Genomic DNA, 18,012 nt, shown 5'->3' with positions numbered 1-18,012 from the left:
GGGTGCAAGGCGGAGGTCAGCCCCCGCCTCGCGCGATATCAGAACTGCAGTGCCGGGCAGGTGTCGTTCTCGTAGTACGCAACCACATTGATGTCGCCATCAATGATGCCCTTGCGCGCGGCTTCGACAGCATCGGCCATCTGTGCCGAGACCAGTTCCTTGTTGTTGTCGTCCATGGCAACGCCAACACCGTCTTCGGCAAGACCCATGGTGAACACGCCGGTTTCGACGTTTTCGCCTGCGGTCATTGCGTCATAAACCGCAACGTCCACACGTTTCAGCATCGAAGTTAGAACCTTGCCCGGGTGCAGGTGGTTCTGGTTGCTGTCAACGCCGATCGACAGGATGCCTTCGTCGGCAGCGGTTTGCAGAACACCCACGCCGGTGCCGCCTGCGGCTGCATAGATCACGTCAGCACCCTGGCTGATCTGCGCCTTGGTCAGTTCCGAGCCCTTCACCGGGTCGTTCCATGCGGCAGGGGTGGTGCCGGTCATGTTGGCAACCACTTCGATATCAGGATTCACTGCCTTGGCACCTTGCGCGTAGCCGCAGCCAAAGTGACGGATCAGCGGGATATCCATGCCACCGATGAAACCAACAGTCCCGGATTCAGACGCCATGGCCGCCATCATGCCAACCAGATAAGAGCCTTCATGCTCGGCAAAGCTGACCTGACGAATATTCGGTGCATCCAGCCAGTTCACGTCAACAGCGACGAACTTGGTGTCCGGATAGTCACCTGCAACGGCGGCAAGCGGGTCGGCCATCGCAAAGCCCATGGTGATGATCGGGTTCGCGCCTGCTTCGGCAAAGCGGCGCAGGGCCTGTTCGCGCTGCGCTTCGGACTGAAGCTCAATCTCGCGGTATGTGCCGCCGGTCTTGTTGGCCCAACGCTGTGCGCCGTTATGTGCGGCTTCGTTGAACGACTTGTCGAACTTGCCACCCAGGTCAAAGATCAGGGCCGGTTCGGCCAATGCGGCACCCGCAGTCAGAGCGACGGCGGCGGCAGCGCCCATCAAGGATTTCATCAGGCTCATTTCATACTCCCGTTTGTTATTGTCGGTCGGAGCCAAAATAGCCCCGTTTACCCACTATGAGCGAGCATAACTCTTGTGATGGCGGGAATTAAGGACGTTTGCAACAGCCGTGGTCAACAGATTTTTGACCATCTGGTCGAATTAATTCGCTGCCTGATGTCGGGTCAGGGTGAATTCCATGACAACGGCATCAATTTTATTATTGTTTTCCTGCTGGTAATACCCTTTGCGCAACCCGCAGGGGCGGTATCCGATCTGCTCATAAAGAGCGATCGCAGGAGAGTTGTTCTTGGCCACTTCCAGAAACGAACGGGATGCGCCTAAATTTTTGGCTTTGGTGTGCCATTCGTTCATACGCAGTTTTGCCAGCCCCTGACGCTGAAGTGTGGGGTGCGTTGCAATGGTGATCAATTCCGCTTCGTCCGCGATCACCTGAAACAGAGCGAAAGATTTTGAATTTCCAACGACATGCGTGAACCGGTTTGACAGCAGATCGGCAAATTCGGCAGCCGTCCACGGGCGGGATTGCGTGAACGCCGCCGCATGAGTTTCGGCCAGCTCTTCCGGTGTCATTCGTCCAGCAATGCCGGTGGAACGTCCCGTGAAGGGGCGGCATCGGCCGACCTTATGTAAAGAGGTGCCGGAGGTTCAGTCACAGTTCGCCACCGATGCGTCGCGATGCGTGCGATGGCCCGGACCTGTTGATCGGCGTCATCATTGAAGACCAGCGGGCCAAGTGATTCTGCGGATTCCAGAGTTTGTATTGTGGGACCGGTTTCCGGGGTCGAGATATATACCTGTTCTCGCGGCGCGCGGATTGCCGGAATTCTGTCCTGAAAATCCGCACATAGTGCCTCGAAGCCCGACACACCAACTGCAGGAACCCCAAGACCAAGGGCCAATCCGCGCGCAGCGGAAACTGAAATCCGAATACCAGTGAAATTGCCCGGCCCGATCCCGACGCCAATCGCGGACAGATCACCCCATGTGCGCCCAGCTTCTGCAAGAACCTCTTCCAGTAATGGCATAAGGCGTTCGGCCTGACCGCGGGTCATGGCTTCGACCTTTGACGTGACAATGTGGTCGCCCTGCAACAAAGCGGCCGCGCAATGCGCGGCCGATGTGTCGAAAGCCAGAATAACCGGTTCAGACGGCAACTGGGCGAACCTCGGTCACTTCGGGAATGTAGTGGCGCAGAAGGTTCTCGATCCCCATTTTTAACGTCAGGGTCGAGGAAGGGCAGCCCGCGCAGGCACCCTGCATGTGCAGATAGACCACGCCCCGGTCAAATCCGTGGAAGGTAATGTCGCCCCCATCTTGCGCCACGGCAGGCCGAACGCGGCTGTCCAGAAGGTCTTTTATCTGGTTCACAACCTCAGCATCTTCACCGGTGTGTTCTGCATGGCCAGAAGCTGTGGTCGCGTCCGACACCATGACCGGTTGGCCGGATTGATAGTGCTGCATGACCGTGCCAAGAATGGCCGGTTTGATATGGTCCCACTGCACGTCAGCCGATTTGGTGACGGTCACGAAATCGTTGCCAAAGAAAACGCCAGTCACGCCATCAACGGTAAAGATACGGCTCGCCAGAGGCGATTTTTCTGCCGCTTCCGCTGTTGGAAAGTCTGCGGTGCCAACCTCCAGCACGGTTTGGCCGGGCAGGAATTTCAGCGTTGCAGGGTTCGGCGTGGATTCGGTCTGGATGAACATGGCGCGGCTCCGTTTTCGTTGCTCATGATATGCGGGTCCGCGCGCAGGAAGTCAAGATTTGGAACCGTTCTAAATTGTGGTGGCAAACCTGACCGCATCCTCCAACCGATCATCCCCCCAAAACAGTTCCCCGCCCACCAGAAAGCTGGGGGCACCAAACAGCCCATTATCCTGCGCTGTTTTTGTCTGTGTTATAAGCGCGGCCTTGACCGCGGGGTCCTGCGTCTTGTCAAGCAGGTCCTGCGATAATCCGGCTTCGGCAAGGCATGCGCGCAATACAGCGTCGTCCGCGATGTTTTGCCCGTTTGCAAACTCTGCCGAATAAACTGCGCGGCTGAACGCGGCTCTTTGCGCGTGATCTTCGATGGCCAACGTAAGCCGCGCCGCCTTCAAGCCGTTTTGTGGAAATGGATTGGGTTTTTGGAAGGGCAAGTTTCGCTGCGCCGTCAGTCGTTCCATGTCGCGCCACATGTAGCGGCCCTTGGCCGGGTACAGGTTGAACGGAGAATTATCCCAACCCTGCGACGCGAAAATTGGCCCCAGCAGAAAAGGCTGCCATTCGACAGTGACCCCGTGGCTGGTCGCGACGTCCTCGACACGCATCGCACTGAGGTAAGAATAGGTCGAAGCGTATTCGAACCAGAACTGAATGCTATGCGGCATGGTTAGGCCTCAGGTGATTTCTTCCAGCTTTTCCTTGCTTAGATCGCCGGGAACAATCGTGATCGGAATGGGCATGCTGCCAGAATTCTTGGTGAGTTGAGTTACCAATGGCCCGGGGCCTTTCTTTTCGACACCAGCGCCCAGCACCAGCACGCCGATCTCGGGGTCGGACTGTACATGTTCTATGATCTGCGCCACCGGTTCGCCTTCGCGAATGGCCAGTTCCGGGTCGACACCCTGTTTGTCGCGCATCCACTTCGCGAATACCTCGTAATGGGCGTGGATACGTTCGCGGGCTTCCTCGCGCATCACTTCGGCCACACCGATCCAATGGTTGAATTCATCAGGGGGAATGACCGATAGGATCGTCACACCGCCGCCCGTATGGGCCGCACGCATCGCTGCAAACCGCATCGCGTTCAGGCATTCGCGGCTGTCATCCAATACGACCAGGAACTTACGCATGGGTTTCCTCATTCATTTCGGGCGATCATGCCCGACCTGATGCGCGCTGGCAACCGATGCCTAACGCGTGCTGGCCGCCCAATCCCAATACAGCTCGCGCGCACGTCGGGCGATGGGCCCGACCTGATATTGCGTATCCTCCAGCGCCGTGACCGGGGTGATCTTGCTCATGTTGCCGGTCATGAAGACTTCATCAGCCTTATGGAAATCATCAAAGGTCAGGACGGATTCGTGCACGGTCACACCATCGGCACGCAGGTTTTCGATGTGGCGCGCGCGCGTGATACCGGCAAGGAAAGTGCCGTTGGGGGTGGGGGTGAAGACCTCGCCGTCACGAACCATGAAGATATTAGCAGTAGCGGTTTCAGCTACATGCCCAAGAGCGTCAGCCACCAGGGCATTTGCAAAGCCCTTGGACCGGACCTCTTGCAGCATCCGCGCATTGTTCGGGTAAAGGCAGCCCGCCTTGGCGTTCACAACGGCTGATTCCAGAATCGGACGGCGGAAGCGCGTGTATCCCAGCGTGGCCGAGGCGGTGTCAGGTGCCATCGGAATTTCTTCCAGACAGATGGCAAAGCCGGTGCTGTTTTCCTGCGGCACAATCGCGGTCGCGTCCCCGTCGATGCCCCAGTACATCGGGCGGATATAAACGGCAGAGTCGTGCGCATAGCTTTCAAGACCTTCGCGCACGATCTCGACCATCTGATCTGTCGTCACTGTCGGTGTCAGCATCAGCGCCTCGGCCGAGCGGTTCACGCGGGCGCAATGGGCCTTAAGGTCGGGTGCCAGCCCATCGAAATACCGCGCCCCGTCAAAGACTGACGATCCCAGCCATGCACCGTGATCAGCCGCACGCATGATCGGCGCGTCCCCGTCATGCCATTGACCTTCGAAATAGGTACGGATGTTTTTGCCGACTGCCATGACGCCCTCCCAAGCTTTGCGGCAAACCTAGGAAGACGCAACGGCAACGTCCAGCGCAATCAGCCCTGTTTTGCGCCGACCATGCCCACGATGTCGTAGGTCTGCTGCAGGATCGGGGCGGCAATCGCGCGTGCTTTTTCCGCGCCATTGGCCAAAATGCGATCAATCTCGGCCTCTTCACCCATCAGTCGCGCCATCTCGGACGAGATCGGGGCCAGTTTCGACACAGCCAATTCCGCCAGCATGGGCTTGAATTCTCCGAACTGCTTGCCGCCAACCTCGGCCAGAACCTGCTCGGCGGTTTGGTCGCTGAGGGCCGCGTAGATATTCACCAGATTGCGCGCTTCGGGTCTTTCCGACAGGCCTTCAACTTCTGAGGGCAGGGCATCCGGGTCCGTCTTGGCCTTGCGGATTTTCTTGGCAATGGCGTCAGCGTCATCAGTCATGTTGATCCGCGTCATGTCCGACGGGTCCGATGACGACATCTTACGCGACCCGTCCCGCAGGTTCATCACGCGCGGCGCGGGGCCACCGATCACGGGCTCGGTCACTGGGAAGAACTCGACACCATAGTCATGGTTGAACTTGATCGCGATGTCGCGGGTCAGCTCCAGATGCTGCTTTTGATCCTCACCCACTGGCACGTGCGTTGCGTGGTAAGTCAGAATGTCCGCCGCCATCAGCGCCGGATAAGCAAACAGGCCAAGCGAAGCGTTCTGTGCGTTCTTGCCCGCCTTGTCCTTGAACTGCGTCATCCGCTGCATCCAGCCCATGCGAGCGATACAGTTGAAAATCCACGCCAGTTGCGTGTGCTCGGGCACTTGACTTTGGTTGAACAGGATAGATTTCTCGGGGTCCAGCCCGGCGGCGATGAAACCGGCGCAAACCTCGCGGGTTTTTTCACGCAGACGGGCGGGGTCTTGCCAGACGGTGATCGCGTGCAGGTCGACCATGCAATAGATGGTCTCGTAATCTTCGCCCTGCATATCCACAAAACGCTTGAGCGCACCCAGATAGTTACCAAGGTGCAGGTTTCCCGAAGGCTGGATGCCGGAAAACACACGCGGTGTGAACTGGGTTTCGGTCATCGAAGGGAACTCCCGTCTGGAAAAATCAGCCCCCGTCGCTTACCCATGAGGTCAAGGGACGTCAACAGCCGCGAAAGGCCAGCCCAATGAGCAGTGAGCATTATACGCCAGCCGTGAACCCCCTGCCGCCCGTTGTGGTGGCGTTGGTTCTGTTCATCTTCGGGATCGAGCTGATCTTTATGCTGGGCTCACGCGGGCTGGTCGGAGGGCCGTCTGCTATCGGCTGGCGGCTGGACGCGTTGCAGCAGTATTCGTTTTCGCCCGAAATCTTTGACTGGATGGTTGAGAATGGCCGGTGGCCTTTCGAACATCTGATCCGTTTCGTGACCTATCCGTTCGTGTCGGCCAATTTCACCCAGGCCGTCTTTGTCTGTGTCTTTGTGTTGGCCATGGGAAAGATGGTGGCCGAAGTGTTTGGCAGCGTGCAGATGCTGGTAATCTTTGTGCTGTCCGGTATCGGCGGCGCACTGATCTATGCCGTGCCGCTTGATCCGCAATATCCGCTGGTCGGAGGATTCCCCCCGGTCTACGGCCTGATTGGAGCGTTCACGTGGATTTTGTGGCGAAAGCTGTCGCTGGTCGGAGAGAACCAGTCGCGCGCCTTCAGCCTGATTGCGGTGTTGATGGGCATTCAGTTGCTGTTCGGCCTTCTATTTGGCGGAACGCTGGATTGGGTCGCTGATCTGGGTGGGTTTGCCACCGGCTTTGGCCTGTCGTTCTTTCTGGCTCCGGGTGGCTGGGCGCGGATCGTGGGGCGTATACGGCGGGATTGATCACGACCGGCGCAAAGCTGTCTTGAACTCAGACACCTTGAAAGCGCCCATTAGGTGACCAAGAAAGAAATACGTGACGGCGGCAACCAAGATCAGCAGCATCAATGCAAGATACCGCCAGCCGGGTACGTGAAACGCCCAGCCAATCAGGTGAATGGCGGCGAAAAGCACAACGCCCATCCCGGCAGACGCAGCCATGATGCGCCACGCACGATGTTTGAAACGGTCGTCAAACCGGGCTTCTTCCCCCATGCGCCGTGCCCCGATAATCAGCAGCCCGACCATGGCCCAGCCTGCGACCGAGGCCGCGATCGCAGGCGCAATCCATCCCACCACCGGATACAGCCCAAAGGCCAGCCCAGCGTTGATGATCATGGCGACCACCGCATAGTGAAAGGGAGACCGCGTGTCCTCGCGCGCAAAGAACAAAGGTTGCAGCAGCTTTTGCAGCATGAAGGCGGGCAGCCCAATTCCGTAAATCGCGACGGCAAGGGCCGTCGCCGCCGTGTCTTCGGCGCTAAATTGACCGCGTTCAAACAGGACTGAAACCAACGGATTCGGAATGATCACGAAAGCCACGGTCGACGGGATCGTCAGCAGCAGCGTGAACTCTCCCGCGCGCGAGAACGCGTTGCGTGCGCCGTCCTTGTCATCGGCGCGTAGGCGTCGTGACAGGTCAGGCAGCAGGACAATGCCAACAGCGATGCCGACGACGCCCAAGGGCAACTGGTACAGGCGGTCGGCTGCAAATAGCCAACTAACGGCCTTTTCCGTCTTGGACGCCACAAGCTGTCCCACCACAAGGTTGACCTGCGTCACCCCCATGGCGAGCGCCGCAGGAACAGCGATGCGCACCATCCGCCGCATCTCGGGGCTGAGTTTTGGTAGCCCGGGGCGAATGCGGAATCCGGCACGCTCGGTCGCGACCCAGACCAACGCCAGTTGCGCAATACCGGCCAGCGGGATTACGGCGATTAGCCAGCGGATCACTTCCCCGCCGGACGTGGCCCCGGCGATCAGGGCGGCACAGGCAAAGACATTTAAAAGAACCGGCGCGGCCGCAGCAGCCGCAAACCGGCCTGTAGCGTTCAAAACGCCCGAAAACAACGCGGCCAATGACATGAAAAGGATGTATGGGAACAGCACATAGCCGTAGTCGACCGCCAGATCGAACCGTTCATCGCCGTAAAACCCTTCGGCCGTTACCCAGACCAGAGCGGGCATGAAAACCATTGCAAGCCCGACCAGTGCCAGCACCGCCGCCGCAAGCAGGTTGAAGGCATCCTGTGCAAAGCCCTGCGCGTCCTCTTCGCCCTCCAGTCGTTTCGAGAACATCGGCACAAACGCGGCGTTGAATGCACCTTCGGCGAAAAATCGGCGGAACATGTTTGGCAGGCGAAATGCGGCGACAAACGCGTCCATCACTGGCCCCGGCCCGATATAGGCCGTAAGCAGAATTTCACGCAGAAATCCCAATATCCGACTGGTGAGGGTCCAGAACCCGACCGTGAACAGGCCCGAAAACAGCCGGATCTGCTTCATGAGGCTGCGCGCTTAGCGCCCTCGGTGATGGCTTTGCGCAGCTTGGCCTCCAGTGTGCGCTGTTTGCCTTCCGAGTGGTATTTCAGCCCGAACATGTCTTTGACATAGAAGGTATCGACCACCTGCTCGCCATAGGTCGCGATCACGGCGTTTGCCACATAGACATTGGCGGCGGCCAGCGTGCGGGCCAGATCATACAGTAGGCCGGGGCGGTCGCGCGTATCCACTTCGATGATTGTGTAAATCTCGGACCCGTCATTGTCGAAGATGATATGGGTGGGCACGTTAAATGCGCGCTCACGCTTCTTGATCTTGTCGCGGGTTTTCAGGGCATCGCGCGCGACCACTTCACCCTTAAGCGTTTTGTGGATCATCTGCGTCAGGCGTGGCAGTCGGCTGGACTCGAACGGGCGTCCCTCGGCATCCTGAATCCAGAACGCGTCGGTCACATATCCGTCCTTGGTGGTATAGCTGCGTGCATCGACCACGTTTGCTCCGACCAAGGCCAGCGCCCCCGCAATTCGCGCAAAGATACCCGGGTGGTCGCCCATGGCAAAACAGGCACGCGTTGCATCACGATCCTCGTCCGGGTGCAGGCGGATTTCCATCCCACCTGAATCCCCGTTGCGATCAAGGTCCCTAAGCATCTCGGCGAACTCGACATGCGTTGAAAGGTGCAGACCTTGCCAATAGGGGTCATAGTGCCGAGCAGTTTCCGTCTTCAGGTCACCCTTTGACCATTCGGCCAGTTTCGCGCGCAACGCTTTCTTGGCACCCGCACCGCGATTGGCACGGTTAAGGTCTTCCATTCCTGTCTCAAGTGCGCGCTTTGTTTCGGCGTGCAGGGCCCGCAGCAGAGTTGCTTTCCAGTTGTTCCAGGTATCCGGCCCCACACCGCGGATATCGCAGACTGTAAGAACCGTCAGCAGGTCCAGCCGCTTAACCGTTTTCACGGCCTTGGCAAAATCCCTTACCGTGCGCGGGTCCGAAATATCGCGCTTTTGCGCCATGTCGGACATCAACAGGTGATACCGCACCAACCATTCGACGGTTTCCGCATCCTTCTTGTTCAGCCCCAAACGGGGCGCGACCTTGCGGGCAATCTGCGCGCCAAGGATAGAATGATCTTCGGGCCGTCCCTTGGCAATGTCATGCAACAGCAGCGCCACATACAGGACCTTGCGATTAATGCCCTCTTTCAGGATTGACGAGGCCAGCGGTAGGGATTCCACCAACTCACCGCGCTCGATCTGGGCAAGGTTTACGATGCACTGGATGGTGTGCTCATCCACCGTATAGCTGTGATACATGTTGAACTGCATCATTGCGACGATGTGTTCGAATTCCGGCAGGAAAGCAGACAGAACCCCCAGTTCGTTCATTCGGCGCAAGGCCCGTTCAGGGTTTCCGTGCTTCAGCATCAGATCAAGGAAAATGCGCTGGGCTTCCTTGTTTTCGCGCATGTCCTCGTCGATCAGATGCAAGTTCGCGGTAACCAGTCGCATCGCGTCGGGATGGATCAACATTCCGGTGCGCAACCCCTCTTCAAAGAGGCGCAGCATGTTCAGCTTGTCGACAAGGAACTGATCCGGGTCGGCGACGTTCAGTCGACCGTGAACGACGCGAAAGCCGGGTTTGACCCGGGGGCGACGACGCAGAATACGTTCAAGCAAAGCCGCACCTTTCATGTGGCTTGCTTCCAGTTTGGTCAGGAAAATACGCGTCAGTTCCCCGACTTTCGTGGCCTCGCGGAAATAGCGCTGCATGAACACTTCTACGCCGCGGCGTCCGGCCCTGTCTTCGTACCCCATGCGATCGGCCACTTCGACCTGCAGATCGAAGGTCAGTTGTTCAGTGGCCCGTCCCGTCACCAGATGCAGGTGGGAACGCACTGCCCACAGAAAATCCTCGGCCTGAACAAAGGTGGCGAATTCGTCCGGCGTGAACAGACCAAGGGGCACCAACTCGGCCACATCCTGTACGCCGTAGATGTATTTGGCGATCCAATACAAAGACTGAAGATCCCGAAGCCCGCCTTTACCTTCTTTCACGTTGGGCTCGACCATGTAGCGCTGGCCTTGCTTTATGTGTCGCTCGTCACGTTCCTGTAGTTTGGCTTCGATGAAGGCACGCTCGGTGCCCTTGAATAGATCTTCGCGCAGCCGTTTTGTCAGATCGCCGGCAAGCGTTTCGTCACCTGCCAGATAACGCTGTTCCAGCATCGCGGTACGAATCGTGAAATCGTCGCCGCCAAGCCGCAGGCAGTCTTTGATGGTGCGTGAGGAGTGCCCGACCTTTAGCCGCAGGTCCCAGAGGATATAGAGCATGGACTCGATCACGCTCTCGGCCCAGGCGGTAATCTTGTAGGGAGTCAGGAACAGAAGATCGACGTCTGATGCCGGGGCCATTTCACCGCGCCCATATCCCCCCACCGCCAGTACGGCAATCTTTTCACCCTGCGTCGGGGTGGCCAGCGGATGCAGGTCCAGGCTTGCCACTTGCATGGCAGTGCAGACCAGACCGTCGGTCAGGTAGGTATAAGAACGGGTGAGCGGACGCGCATCGAAGGGACGTTTGGCAAATGCGTCGGCAATGGCCTGACGTCCGGCTTTTTGGGCATCGCGCAGTATTCGCACGGTTTCATTGCGCCGTGCGGCGTTTTCCGATGTCTTTTTGAAGGCTTCCGACAGTTGCGCCATAACAGAGTTACTGTCGAATATGTCATCAGCCGGGCATATCAGTTCGCCGCGCGGAACGAGGGTCAGCGCGGGCCGATCAGAAGCCAGCGCCAGAGAAGCTTTGTGGGGCGGAGTCAATCACTACTACCTGTTTATTCTGGATCGTGGCGACAGCCAGACCGCGTTCGTTCGTACCGTCCGAGCGTAGGCGGAAAATTCCGCCAACACCTTGGAAACCGGCATTTTGTGTTAGTGCCGACGCTGTCAGCGCATTCGACTTACCTTGGCTGACCAACGCAGCGATCGCCGCGATGCCGTCATAGGCCAGGCCGCTGATCGGATGCGGCGCTTCGCCATAGGTATTGTTGTAGCGCTGGCGATAGGCTTGTGCCTTGGATGGATCGGGCAGCGCAAACCACCCGCCTTGCACGCCCGGCAGCTCAAGCGTCTGGGCGGGGATGTCCCAGCGCGTCAGACCCATAAACTGCGTCGTTGCAGGCGAAACACCAGCTTCGGGCAGCAATTGCGAATACAGCGGCAATGCCCCCGCTGTGGTTGCGGTCAAAAAGATGGAATCGGCGCCTGACGCATCGACCGTGGCCTTGATCGTGGGTACCGAGTTGATGACACCTTGCTGTGAGCGGTCATATGCGACCGTACCGGCGTTGTTAACCCGGCTGCTGCTTAGCGCATTGGCGATCGCCGACTGGCCAAGCTGACCTGCGGCGTCATTGCTGTGGACGATCACGGCACCGGTTTTTCCCTGCGTACCGGCGAAGTTCACAAGGCGATTGGCCGTATTCTGGAACGTCGGGCCCAGAACAAAGACATTTCCACCCGCGATGCTGGTATTGTTCGAGAAAGACAGCACGTTGACGTTATTGTTTAGGACAGCAAGCCCGGCAGAGTTTGCCGCCTGCGCGTAAACGGGGCCAAGGATGATTTTCGCCCCGTCTGCCACAGCGCGCTGTGCGACCTCGGCGGCGGTGTTGGAACTGCCTTGTGTATCGTAGACCCGCAGATCAATCGTCACGTTTTGCAGGTCAGCCATTGCAAGGCGCGCGGCGTTTTCAAGGCTGCGTGCCAATGCTGCGTCACCAGACTGGGGTGAACCTGCGGGCACCAGAAGGGCAACAGGAACAGGCGCGGAGGTATTGATTGATGGTCCACCACCCAGATTACCTGTCTCACAGGCAGCCAGAAATGCGGCAGTTGCCAGCACGGCGGCGGTTTTCGCCAGTTTGCGAACGGGCTTGCAATGGATAAACATCTAAATGAAAACTCCCTGTCCCGGCGGCTTGGAGTACCGCAAGTCTGTTATGCCGCGATAATAAACGTCACGCTGTGAGGGTCCAGCTTTGAATCACCAAAAAGTCAGATTGGGCGCCGGCCTGTATTTTGTTGCCACTCCGATCGGAACGGCGCGCGATATTACGCTCAGGGCGTTGGATCTGCTGGCTTCGGCAGACATGATCGCGGCCGAGGACACGCGCAGTCTGCGGCGGCTGATGGAGATCCACGGAGTTCCGTTGGACGGGCGTCGGATACTGGCCTACCACGATCACAGCGGCGCAGGTGCGCGGGGGAAGATACTGGACGCGCTGCAGGCCGGTCAGTCGGTGGTCTATGCGTCCGAGGCCGGGATGCCGCTGATCGCCGATCCGGGTTATGATCTGGGAAATCAGGCGGCTGAGGCCGGCCATATGGTGACTTGTGCACCGGGTCCGTCTGCTGCGTTGATGGCCCTGACCCTTGCAGGCCTGCCGACAGACGCGTTCTTTTTCGCAGGGTTTCTGCCGAACGCGTCGGGTGCACGCCGAACACGGATCGAAGCGCTGAGGGATGTGCCCGGAACGCTGGTGTTCTACGAATCGCCAAAACGTGTGGCCGCATCTTTGGCGGATCTGGCACATGTTCTGGGAGGGGATAGGCAGGCCGCAATGTGTCGCGAGTTGACTAAGAAATTCGAAGAGGTTCGGCGCGGCACGCTGGGCACGCTTGCAACCGAGATCGCGGGGCAAACCGTCAAAGGCGAAATTGTTCTGCTGGTGGATCGCGGGCATTCGGAAACCGTTAACGAATCCGACGTAGAAGAGGCATTGAAACGTGCCTTGGAGACGCATTCGGTGCGCGATGCCGCTGACCTTGTATCTGAAATGTACAAGTTGCCGCGCCGACCGATCTACCAGAAGGCATTGAAGCTGGGAAAGGGATGAAATGTCCAGGCGATCCGTGCAAAGCTCTGTGTCTTTTCACGCGGGGCAGGCTGCGGAATTGCGAGTGGCGACAGATTACGAGCGTCGCGGATTCACCATCCTGCATCATCGTTGGCGTGGCGCGGGCGGGGAAATCGACCTGATCGCCCGAGACGCCAAAGGGCTGGTTTTTGTCGAGGTCAAGAAAAGCCAAAGCTTTGAAATGGCTGCCGCTCGGATCAATCACCGACAGATGAGCCGCATTTGCGCCTCTGCCGCGCAATTTCTGGAGAATGAACCGGGTGGTCAACTCACTAATGTTCGGTTCGACGCGGCGCTGGTGGATGCCTCGGGCGCTGTTCAAATTATTGAAAACGCCTTTGGTCAGGACTGACACCCATTGAACCCTTGGGCGCGCTGGGCCATGTATCTGGCGTGAAACTGAGGGACACGCCATGAAAATCGCCTTTCAGATGGACCCGATCGGGGCCGTGGATATCAATGCCGACAGTTCCTTCCGCCTTGCGGAAGAAGCACAGAAGCGCGGCCATTCCCTGTTTTTCTATGGGCCGGATCAACTGGCCTATCAGGAAGGTCGCATAACGGCGCGCGGTCAGGACATGACGGTGCAGCGGATTGCCGGGAACCCGGCCGAGCTGGGCCCCGAGCGTGAGGTTGATCTGGCCGAGTTTGATGTTGTCTGGCTGCGGCAAGACCCTCCGTTCGACATGCATTACATCACGTCGACGCATTTGCTGGATCGCCTCAAAGGGCAGACGCTGGTGGTCAACGATCCGTTCTGGGTGCGGAACTATCCCGAAAAGCTGCTGGTGCTGGACTTCCCGGACCTGACCCCGCCCACAACCATCGCGCGGGATTTGCAGACGATTAAGGCGTTCAAGGAAAAGCACGATGATATCATCCTAAAACCACTTTACGGCAACGGTGGCGCGGGCGTGTTCCGGTTGGATGCAAATGATCGCAATCTGACGTCGCTGCATGAACTGTTCACCGGGTTCTCGCGCGAGCCGCTGATTGTTCAGAAGTTCCTGCCTGACGTCAGCAATGGCGACAAGCGTGTCATTTTGGTGGATGGAGAACCGGTTGGCGCGATCAACCGTGTACCAGCGGCAGGCGAAACCCGGTCAAACATGCATGTCGGCGGGCGTCCTGAAAAGATCGGCCTGTCCGAGCGCGATCTTGAAATTTGCGCCGCGATTGGGCCGTTACTGAAGGAAAAGGGCCAGATTTTTGTTGGGATCGACGTGATCGGCGATTACCTGACCGAGATCAACGTGACCTCGCCCACCGGCATTCAGGAGCTGGAGCGGTTTGACGGCGTCAACATCGCTGAAAAAATCTGGCAGGCAATTGAGGCCAAGGTCTAAGACGCGGCTTGTGCGCTGACGCGAAAGCTCAGCGCCTCAGCCGCATGGGGCCGTTTTACATCCGGTGCCCCGTCCAGATCCGCAATCGTGCGCGCCACCCGCAAAATACGGTGAAAGGCGCGCGCGGATAGGCCAAACCGTTCAGCGGCCTTCAACAGCAATTCTTTGCCTTCGGCGTCTGGCGCTGCGATTTCTTCCAGAATGGCACCTTCCACATCCGCGTTCTGTCGGGTCGATGTGCCCTCGAACCTCTGCGCCTGAACAGCACGTGCCTATTCCACGCGCGCGGCAACAGTGGCCGAACTGTCGCCGGATGGGGGCAGATCAAGATCGGTAAAACCGACTGGCGGCACTTCGAGGCGCAGATCAAACCTATCCATCAGTGGGCCCGAAATGCGGCCCAAATAATCCTCGCCACAGAACGGCGCGCGGGAACAGGCGCGGGCGGGGTCCGTCAGATAACCGCATTTGCAAGGGTTGGCGGCGGCCACCAGCATAAAACGACAGGGATACTTCACATGCGCATTGGCCCGGGCGACCATGACCTCGCCTGTCTCGATCGGTTGGCGCAGGGTTTCCAGAACTGTGCGCGGGAATTCCGGGAATTCGTCCATGAACAGCACACCGTTGTGGGCCAGAGAAATTTCCCCCGGTTTCGCGCCTTTTCCACCGCCAACGATTGCAGCCATCGAAGCGGTGTGGTGCGGTTCCCGAAACGGACGGGTGCGGCTGATGCCGCCTTCGTCCAGCAAGCCGCAAAGCGATTGGATCATCGAGGTTTCCAGCGCCTCGGCCGGGGTCAGCGGCGGCAGATTTCCGGGCAAACGTGCGGCCAGCATGGATTTCCCCGACCCCGGCGTGCCGATCATGATCAGGTGATGTCGCCCGGCGGCGGCGATCTCGAGCGCGCGTTTGGCTCGTTCCTGTCCTTTCACATCCCGCAGGTCGCGGGCGCTGGGTGCAAGGCTGACCTCGCCGGGTTGGGCGGCGGATAACGGAGCCTGGCCTGAGAAATGTCGCACCACATCCCCCAACGATCCGGCCCCTATGACCTGCGTGGCGTCGACCCATGCGGCCTCGGCGCTGGAGGCTTTGGGGCAGAGCAGTGCTCGGTCTTCGGCGGCGTCGGGGGGGATGATCTCGAGCGCAGACAGCAGCGCCATGGCGATGGGCAGGTCGAAATGGCTGCCCTCTTTCGGCAGGTCGGCAGGTGACAGGTTGATGGTGATACGTTTCGACGGTAGCGCGATTGCCATGGAACTGAGCGCGCTACGGACGCGGTCGCGGGCCTCGGACACGGCCTTGTCGGGCAGGCCGACGATGGAAAAAGCGGGCAGGCCCGGCGAGACAGCGCATTGCACCTCGACGGGGCGGGCCTCGACCCCTTGGAAAGCGACGGTATGTGAGCGGGCGACCATGAACGACCTTTTTGGTTAACAGGTCGTTGCTGACACGCGGGCAGTTTAGGAATCGTTAACGCCGGCTACCATCGCGGTGAATTTTGGCCAAGCTTCAGGGTCTGCAACAGTTTTGTCGCGGCAGAACGCATTACAGAAACCCCAAAGCCGTTCGTTCAACTCAAGAACATGAGTGACCGGTTTGCCAGAGTAAGGGCAGGCGCTGTTGATTGAATTGGTTCCGGAAACGGCTCTTGCATCAGTGCGCCCACCAACAGGCCAAGGGCGTGATGAAAGATCCTGTGGATAGGGAAATGGCGTATAATTCACGGTCAGCCCCATCGCGCGCCATTGCCGGACGGTTGGGTCAGAAAGAAGGTCCAGACAATACTGCCGATTGGCATCGGACACGGGCAGCCCGTACCCGACGATGCGCGCTGCAACCGGCGTATAGAATACATCCGCCAAAGAATAGGTGCCGAACAACGGACCGCTCGTCGAACCGGACACGTCGCGCGCGTGATGCCAGAGCGTTTCGATCCGTTCCAGATCGTTCAGAGTTTCTGACGACGGCTTGTACCCCTGCCAACACTGTTTGAGCTGCATCGGGCATTCCCCGCGCAACGCCGAGAACCCGGCCACCATTTCGGCGCACAACCACCGCGCCGTTGCACGGGCTGACGGGTCTTTGGGCCATAGTCCGGCCGCGGGGTGCCGCTCGGCCAGCGTTTCGGCCATGGCGAGGCTTTCTCCCACAACAGTACCTTCCGGCAGGCGCAGGGCAGGTACAAGGCGCGCTGGCGCAAGTGGCTTCATATCTTCGGCCATTGTGCCTGAATAAAGGCCGATCATATGCGTTCGATACGGCAGGTCGAACTTTTCCAGCATCAACCAGCCGCGCATGGACCAACTGGAAAACAGGCGGTCCCCAATAAACAGATCATAGGTCATGACCGCAGGATGGCGCGTGAAAACCTATCCGTAAATCAGTGATTTGTGCGGGTATAGATCACGGAAGGTGATTGATCCGCCCAACAGACCACCCGTCGCCGTGATGGGTCAGCTCTGTGACTGACAGGTTGTCGATCTTGTGGCTAAACGCCTCTCGAGCGGTGACATCCAATGCGCGTTGTACCTGGGTTAGAATGACCCCGAAATGCGCAACAACGACCAGGTCTTGCCCGGTGTGCTGTGTGATCAACGCGTCAACAACGGTATCCACGCGCGCCCGGACCTCATTCCAGCTTTCACCTTCGGGCGGGCGCACGTCGCCTGGGTTGTCCCAGTAGGCAAAGGCCAGCTCGGGGTCGTCGGCCTCGATATCTTTGAATCCGCGCAACTCCCACGTGCCGAAATTGATTTCCCGCAGGTCGGGGTGATGGGGCAAGCGCGCGCGCGCGCCTTGTATGGCCGATGCCGTATCGACCGCGCGGGACAGGTCCGAGGAAATCACCAGTGACTCGGGCGGTAAATGGTCATGCAGTCGCGCCACAGCGGCCGTATCGCTGAGGTCAGCAGGCAAGTCGGACCAACCGACCATGGTTTTGGCATGAGTCGGGCCATGGCGGACAAGATGCAGGCGAGTCATGGTAGCTGTCCTTTCAGAACCAGCGGCAGACCGACCTGAACCTGAACTACCAGTTCTGCCTGAGCCGCCAGCGCAATATTCAACCGCCCCTGCGCCTCGCGAAAGCGGCGGGACAGGGCGTTTTCGGGTACGATGCCCTGACCCAATTCGTTGGAAACAATAACGACCGGGGCCTTGCAGTCTGCGAGGGCCTTCAACAGCGTGGTCTGGGCTTGCACCAGGTCGTTTTCGGCCAGCATATGGTTGGTCAGCCACATGGTCGCGCAGTCGATCAGGCACACATCGTTCGGTGTCAGAGCTGATAAGGCTGGTTCAAGGTCCAGCGGTGCCTCGATCGTTGACCAATCCGGGCCGCGTTGCGCGATATGGCGATCAATCTTTAGGCGCATCTCATCATCAAACACTTGTGATGTGGCAAGGTAAGTGCGGTTTTTACCTGATGAAACAACAAGTTGTTCGGCAAAGCCAGATTTGCCTGAGGCCGCGCCCCCTATCACAAAGGTTAAATCCGGATACACTATTCTTACCTTCCATGTGATCCACCCGGTTTTGTTCTGCGTATCG

Annotated in this window: 18 protein-coding genes and 1 pseudogene; 4 read left to right on the top strand and 15 right to left on the bottom strand. The window is 58.7% G+C overall.

Annotated elements, in window-relative coordinates; genetic code table 11:
* Nucleotides 1-38: 38 nt before the first annotated feature.
* The 8 genes from GOV88_RS06200 to trpS all read right to left on the bottom strand — a co-directional run bounded on the left by GOV88_RS06200 (nt 39) and on the right by trpS (nt 5,887).
* Complete coding sequence (locus GOV88_RS06200; RefSeq protein WP_171124465.1) at nt 39-1,037, bottom strand: BMP family protein; 999 nt, start codon at nt 1,035-1,037, stop codon at nt 39-41.
* Nucleotides 1,038-1,178: 141 nt separating this feature from the next.
* Nucleotides 1,179-1,610, bottom strand: coding sequence for a GNAT family N-acetyltransferase (locus GOV88_RS06195; protein WP_171239872.1), 432 nt, complete (start codon nt 1,608-1,610; stop codon nt 1,179-1,181).
* On the bottom strand, nt 1,607-2,194 hold the full coding sequence (gene tsaB / locus GOV88_RS06190) for a tRNA (adenosine(37)-N6)-threonylcarbamoyltransferase complex dimerization subunit type 1 TsaB (protein WP_171239871.1): 588 nt from the start codon (nt 2,192-2,194) through the stop codon (nt 1,607-1,609). The genes GOV88_RS06195 and tsaB overlap by 4 nt, the downstream gene beginning before the upstream one ends.
* Entirely contained in the window at nt 2,184-2,747 is a 564-nt protein-coding gene (locus GOV88_RS06185) for a NifU family protein (protein WP_171239870.1), read from the bottom strand. The genes tsaB and GOV88_RS06185 overlap by 11 nt, the downstream gene beginning before the upstream one ends.
* A 69-nt stretch (nt 2,748-2,816) precedes the next feature.
* Nucleotides 2,817-3,410 (bottom strand): 2-hydroxychromene-2-carboxylate isomerase, encoded by a 594-nt coding sequence (locus GOV88_RS06180; protein WP_171239869.1) that lies wholly within the window; start codon nt 3,408-3,410, stop codon nt 2,817-2,819.
* A 9-nt stretch (nt 3,411-3,419) separates the two neighbouring features.
* Nucleotides 3,420-3,875, bottom strand: coding sequence for a universal stress protein (locus GOV88_RS06175; protein ID WP_171122517.1), 456 nt, complete (start codon nt 3,873-3,875; stop codon nt 3,420-3,422).
* Nucleotides 3,876-3,935: 60 nt separating this feature from the next.
* A complete protein-coding gene (locus tag GOV88_RS06170) occupies nt 3,936-4,799 on the bottom strand; it encodes a branched-chain amino acid aminotransferase (RefSeq protein ID WP_171239868.1) in 864 nt (287 codons plus the stop codon).
* A gap of 59 nt (nt 4,800-4,858) precedes the next feature.
* Complete coding sequence (trpS, locus tag GOV88_RS06165) at nt 4,859-5,887, bottom strand: tryptophan--tRNA ligase (protein ID WP_171239867.1); 1,029 nt, start codon at nt 5,885-5,887, stop codon at nt 4,859-4,861.
* An 86-nt stretch (nt 5,888-5,973) separates the two neighbouring features.
* Here trpS and GOV88_RS06160 point away from each other — a divergent pair, with 86 nt between their 5' ends.
* Entirely contained in the window at nt 5,974-6,660 is a 687-nt protein-coding gene (locus GOV88_RS06160; RefSeq protein WP_171239866.1) for a rhomboid family intramembrane serine protease, read from the top strand.
* On the opposite strand, the gene murJ is transcribed toward GOV88_RS06160, so the two are convergent.
* From murJ to GOV88_RS06145, 3 genes are read right to left on the bottom strand one after another with little or no spacing between them, the layout of a single operon-like run.
* Nucleotides 6,661-8,202, bottom strand: a complete 1,542-nt coding sequence (gene murJ, locus GOV88_RS06155) for a murein biosynthesis integral membrane protein MurJ (protein WP_171239865.1) — start codon at nt 8,200-8,202, stop codon at nt 6,661-6,663.
* Nucleotides 8,199-11,018, bottom strand: a complete 2,820-nt coding sequence (locus GOV88_RS06150; RefSeq protein WP_171239864.1) for a [protein-PII] uridylyltransferase — start codon at nt 11,016-11,018, stop codon at nt 8,199-8,201. Before GOV88_RS06150 ends, murJ begins: the two co-directional genes overlap by 4 nt.
* Complete coding sequence (locus GOV88_RS06145; RefSeq protein ID WP_171211789.1) at nt 10,978-12,150, bottom strand: penicillin-binding protein activator; 1,173 nt, start codon at nt 12,148-12,150, stop codon at nt 10,978-10,980. Before GOV88_RS06145 ends, GOV88_RS06150 begins: the two co-directional genes overlap by 41 nt.
* 88 nt (nt 12,151-12,238) lie before the next feature.
* Between GOV88_RS06145 and rsmI the strand changes: the two genes are divergently transcribed.
* The 3 genes from rsmI to gshB all read left to right on the top strand — a co-directional run bounded on the left by rsmI (nt 12,239) and on the right by gshB (nt 14,463).
* Complete coding sequence (gene rsmI / locus GOV88_RS06140) at nt 12,239-13,096, top strand: 16S rRNA (cytidine(1402)-2'-O)-methyltransferase (protein ID WP_171239863.1); 858 nt, start codon at nt 12,239-12,241, stop codon at nt 13,094-13,096.
* Nucleotide 13,097: 1 nt separating this feature from the next.
* A complete protein-coding gene (locus tag GOV88_RS06135) occupies nt 13,098-13,469 on the top strand; it encodes a YraN family protein (RefSeq protein ID WP_171239862.1) in 372 nt (123 codons plus the stop codon).
* Nucleotides 13,470-13,530: 61 nt separating this feature from the next.
* Nucleotides 13,531-14,463 carry a glutathione synthase gene (gene gshB, locus GOV88_RS06130; protein WP_171239861.1) on the top strand — a complete coding sequence of 311 codons (933 nt, stop codon included), beginning with the start codon at nt 13,531-13,533 and terminating at the stop codon, nt 14,461-14,463.
* Here the strand turns inward: gshB and GOV88_RS06125 are convergent.
* The 4 genes and pseudogenes from GOV88_RS06125 to cobU all read right to left on the bottom strand — a co-directional run bounded on the left by GOV88_RS06125 (nt 14,460) and on the right by cobU (nt 17,966).
* A pseudogene (locus GOV88_RS06125) lies at nt 14,460-15,881 on the bottom strand (YifB family Mg chelatase-like AAA ATPase). The gene gshB and the pseudogene GOV88_RS06125 sit on opposite strands and share 4 nt — an antisense overlap.
* Nucleotides 15,882-15,926: 45 nt before the next feature.
* Nucleotides 15,927-16,811 carry a glutathione S-transferase gene (locus GOV88_RS06120; protein ID WP_171239860.1) on the bottom strand — a complete coding sequence of 295 codons (885 nt, stop codon included), beginning with the start codon at nt 16,809-16,811 and terminating at the stop codon, nt 15,927-15,929.
* Between the two features lie 58 nt (nt 16,812-16,869).
* On the bottom strand, nt 16,870-17,448 hold the full coding sequence (locus GOV88_RS06115; RefSeq protein ID WP_171239859.1) for a histidine phosphatase family protein: 579 nt from the start codon (nt 17,446-17,448) through the stop codon (nt 16,870-16,872).
* On the bottom strand, nt 17,445-17,966 hold the full coding sequence (gene cobU / locus GOV88_RS06110; RefSeq protein WP_371808220.1) for a bifunctional adenosylcobinamide kinase/adenosylcobinamide-phosphate guanylyltransferase: 522 nt from the start codon (nt 17,964-17,966) through the stop codon (nt 17,445-17,447). The genes GOV88_RS06115 and cobU overlap by 4 nt, the downstream gene beginning before the upstream one ends.
* Between the last annotated feature and the right edge of the window lie 46 nt (nt 17,967-18,012).

This window comes from Ruegeria sp. HKCCA5491 (assembly GCF_013034565.1).
In the GTDB taxonomy this organism is placed as follows: domain Bacteria; phylum Pseudomonadota; class Alphaproteobacteria; order Rhodobacterales; family Rhodobacteraceae; genus Ruegeria.
The sequence above is the reverse complement of the archived record's forward strand: the minus strand, read 5'-3'. Positions and strand labels throughout refer to the sequence as shown.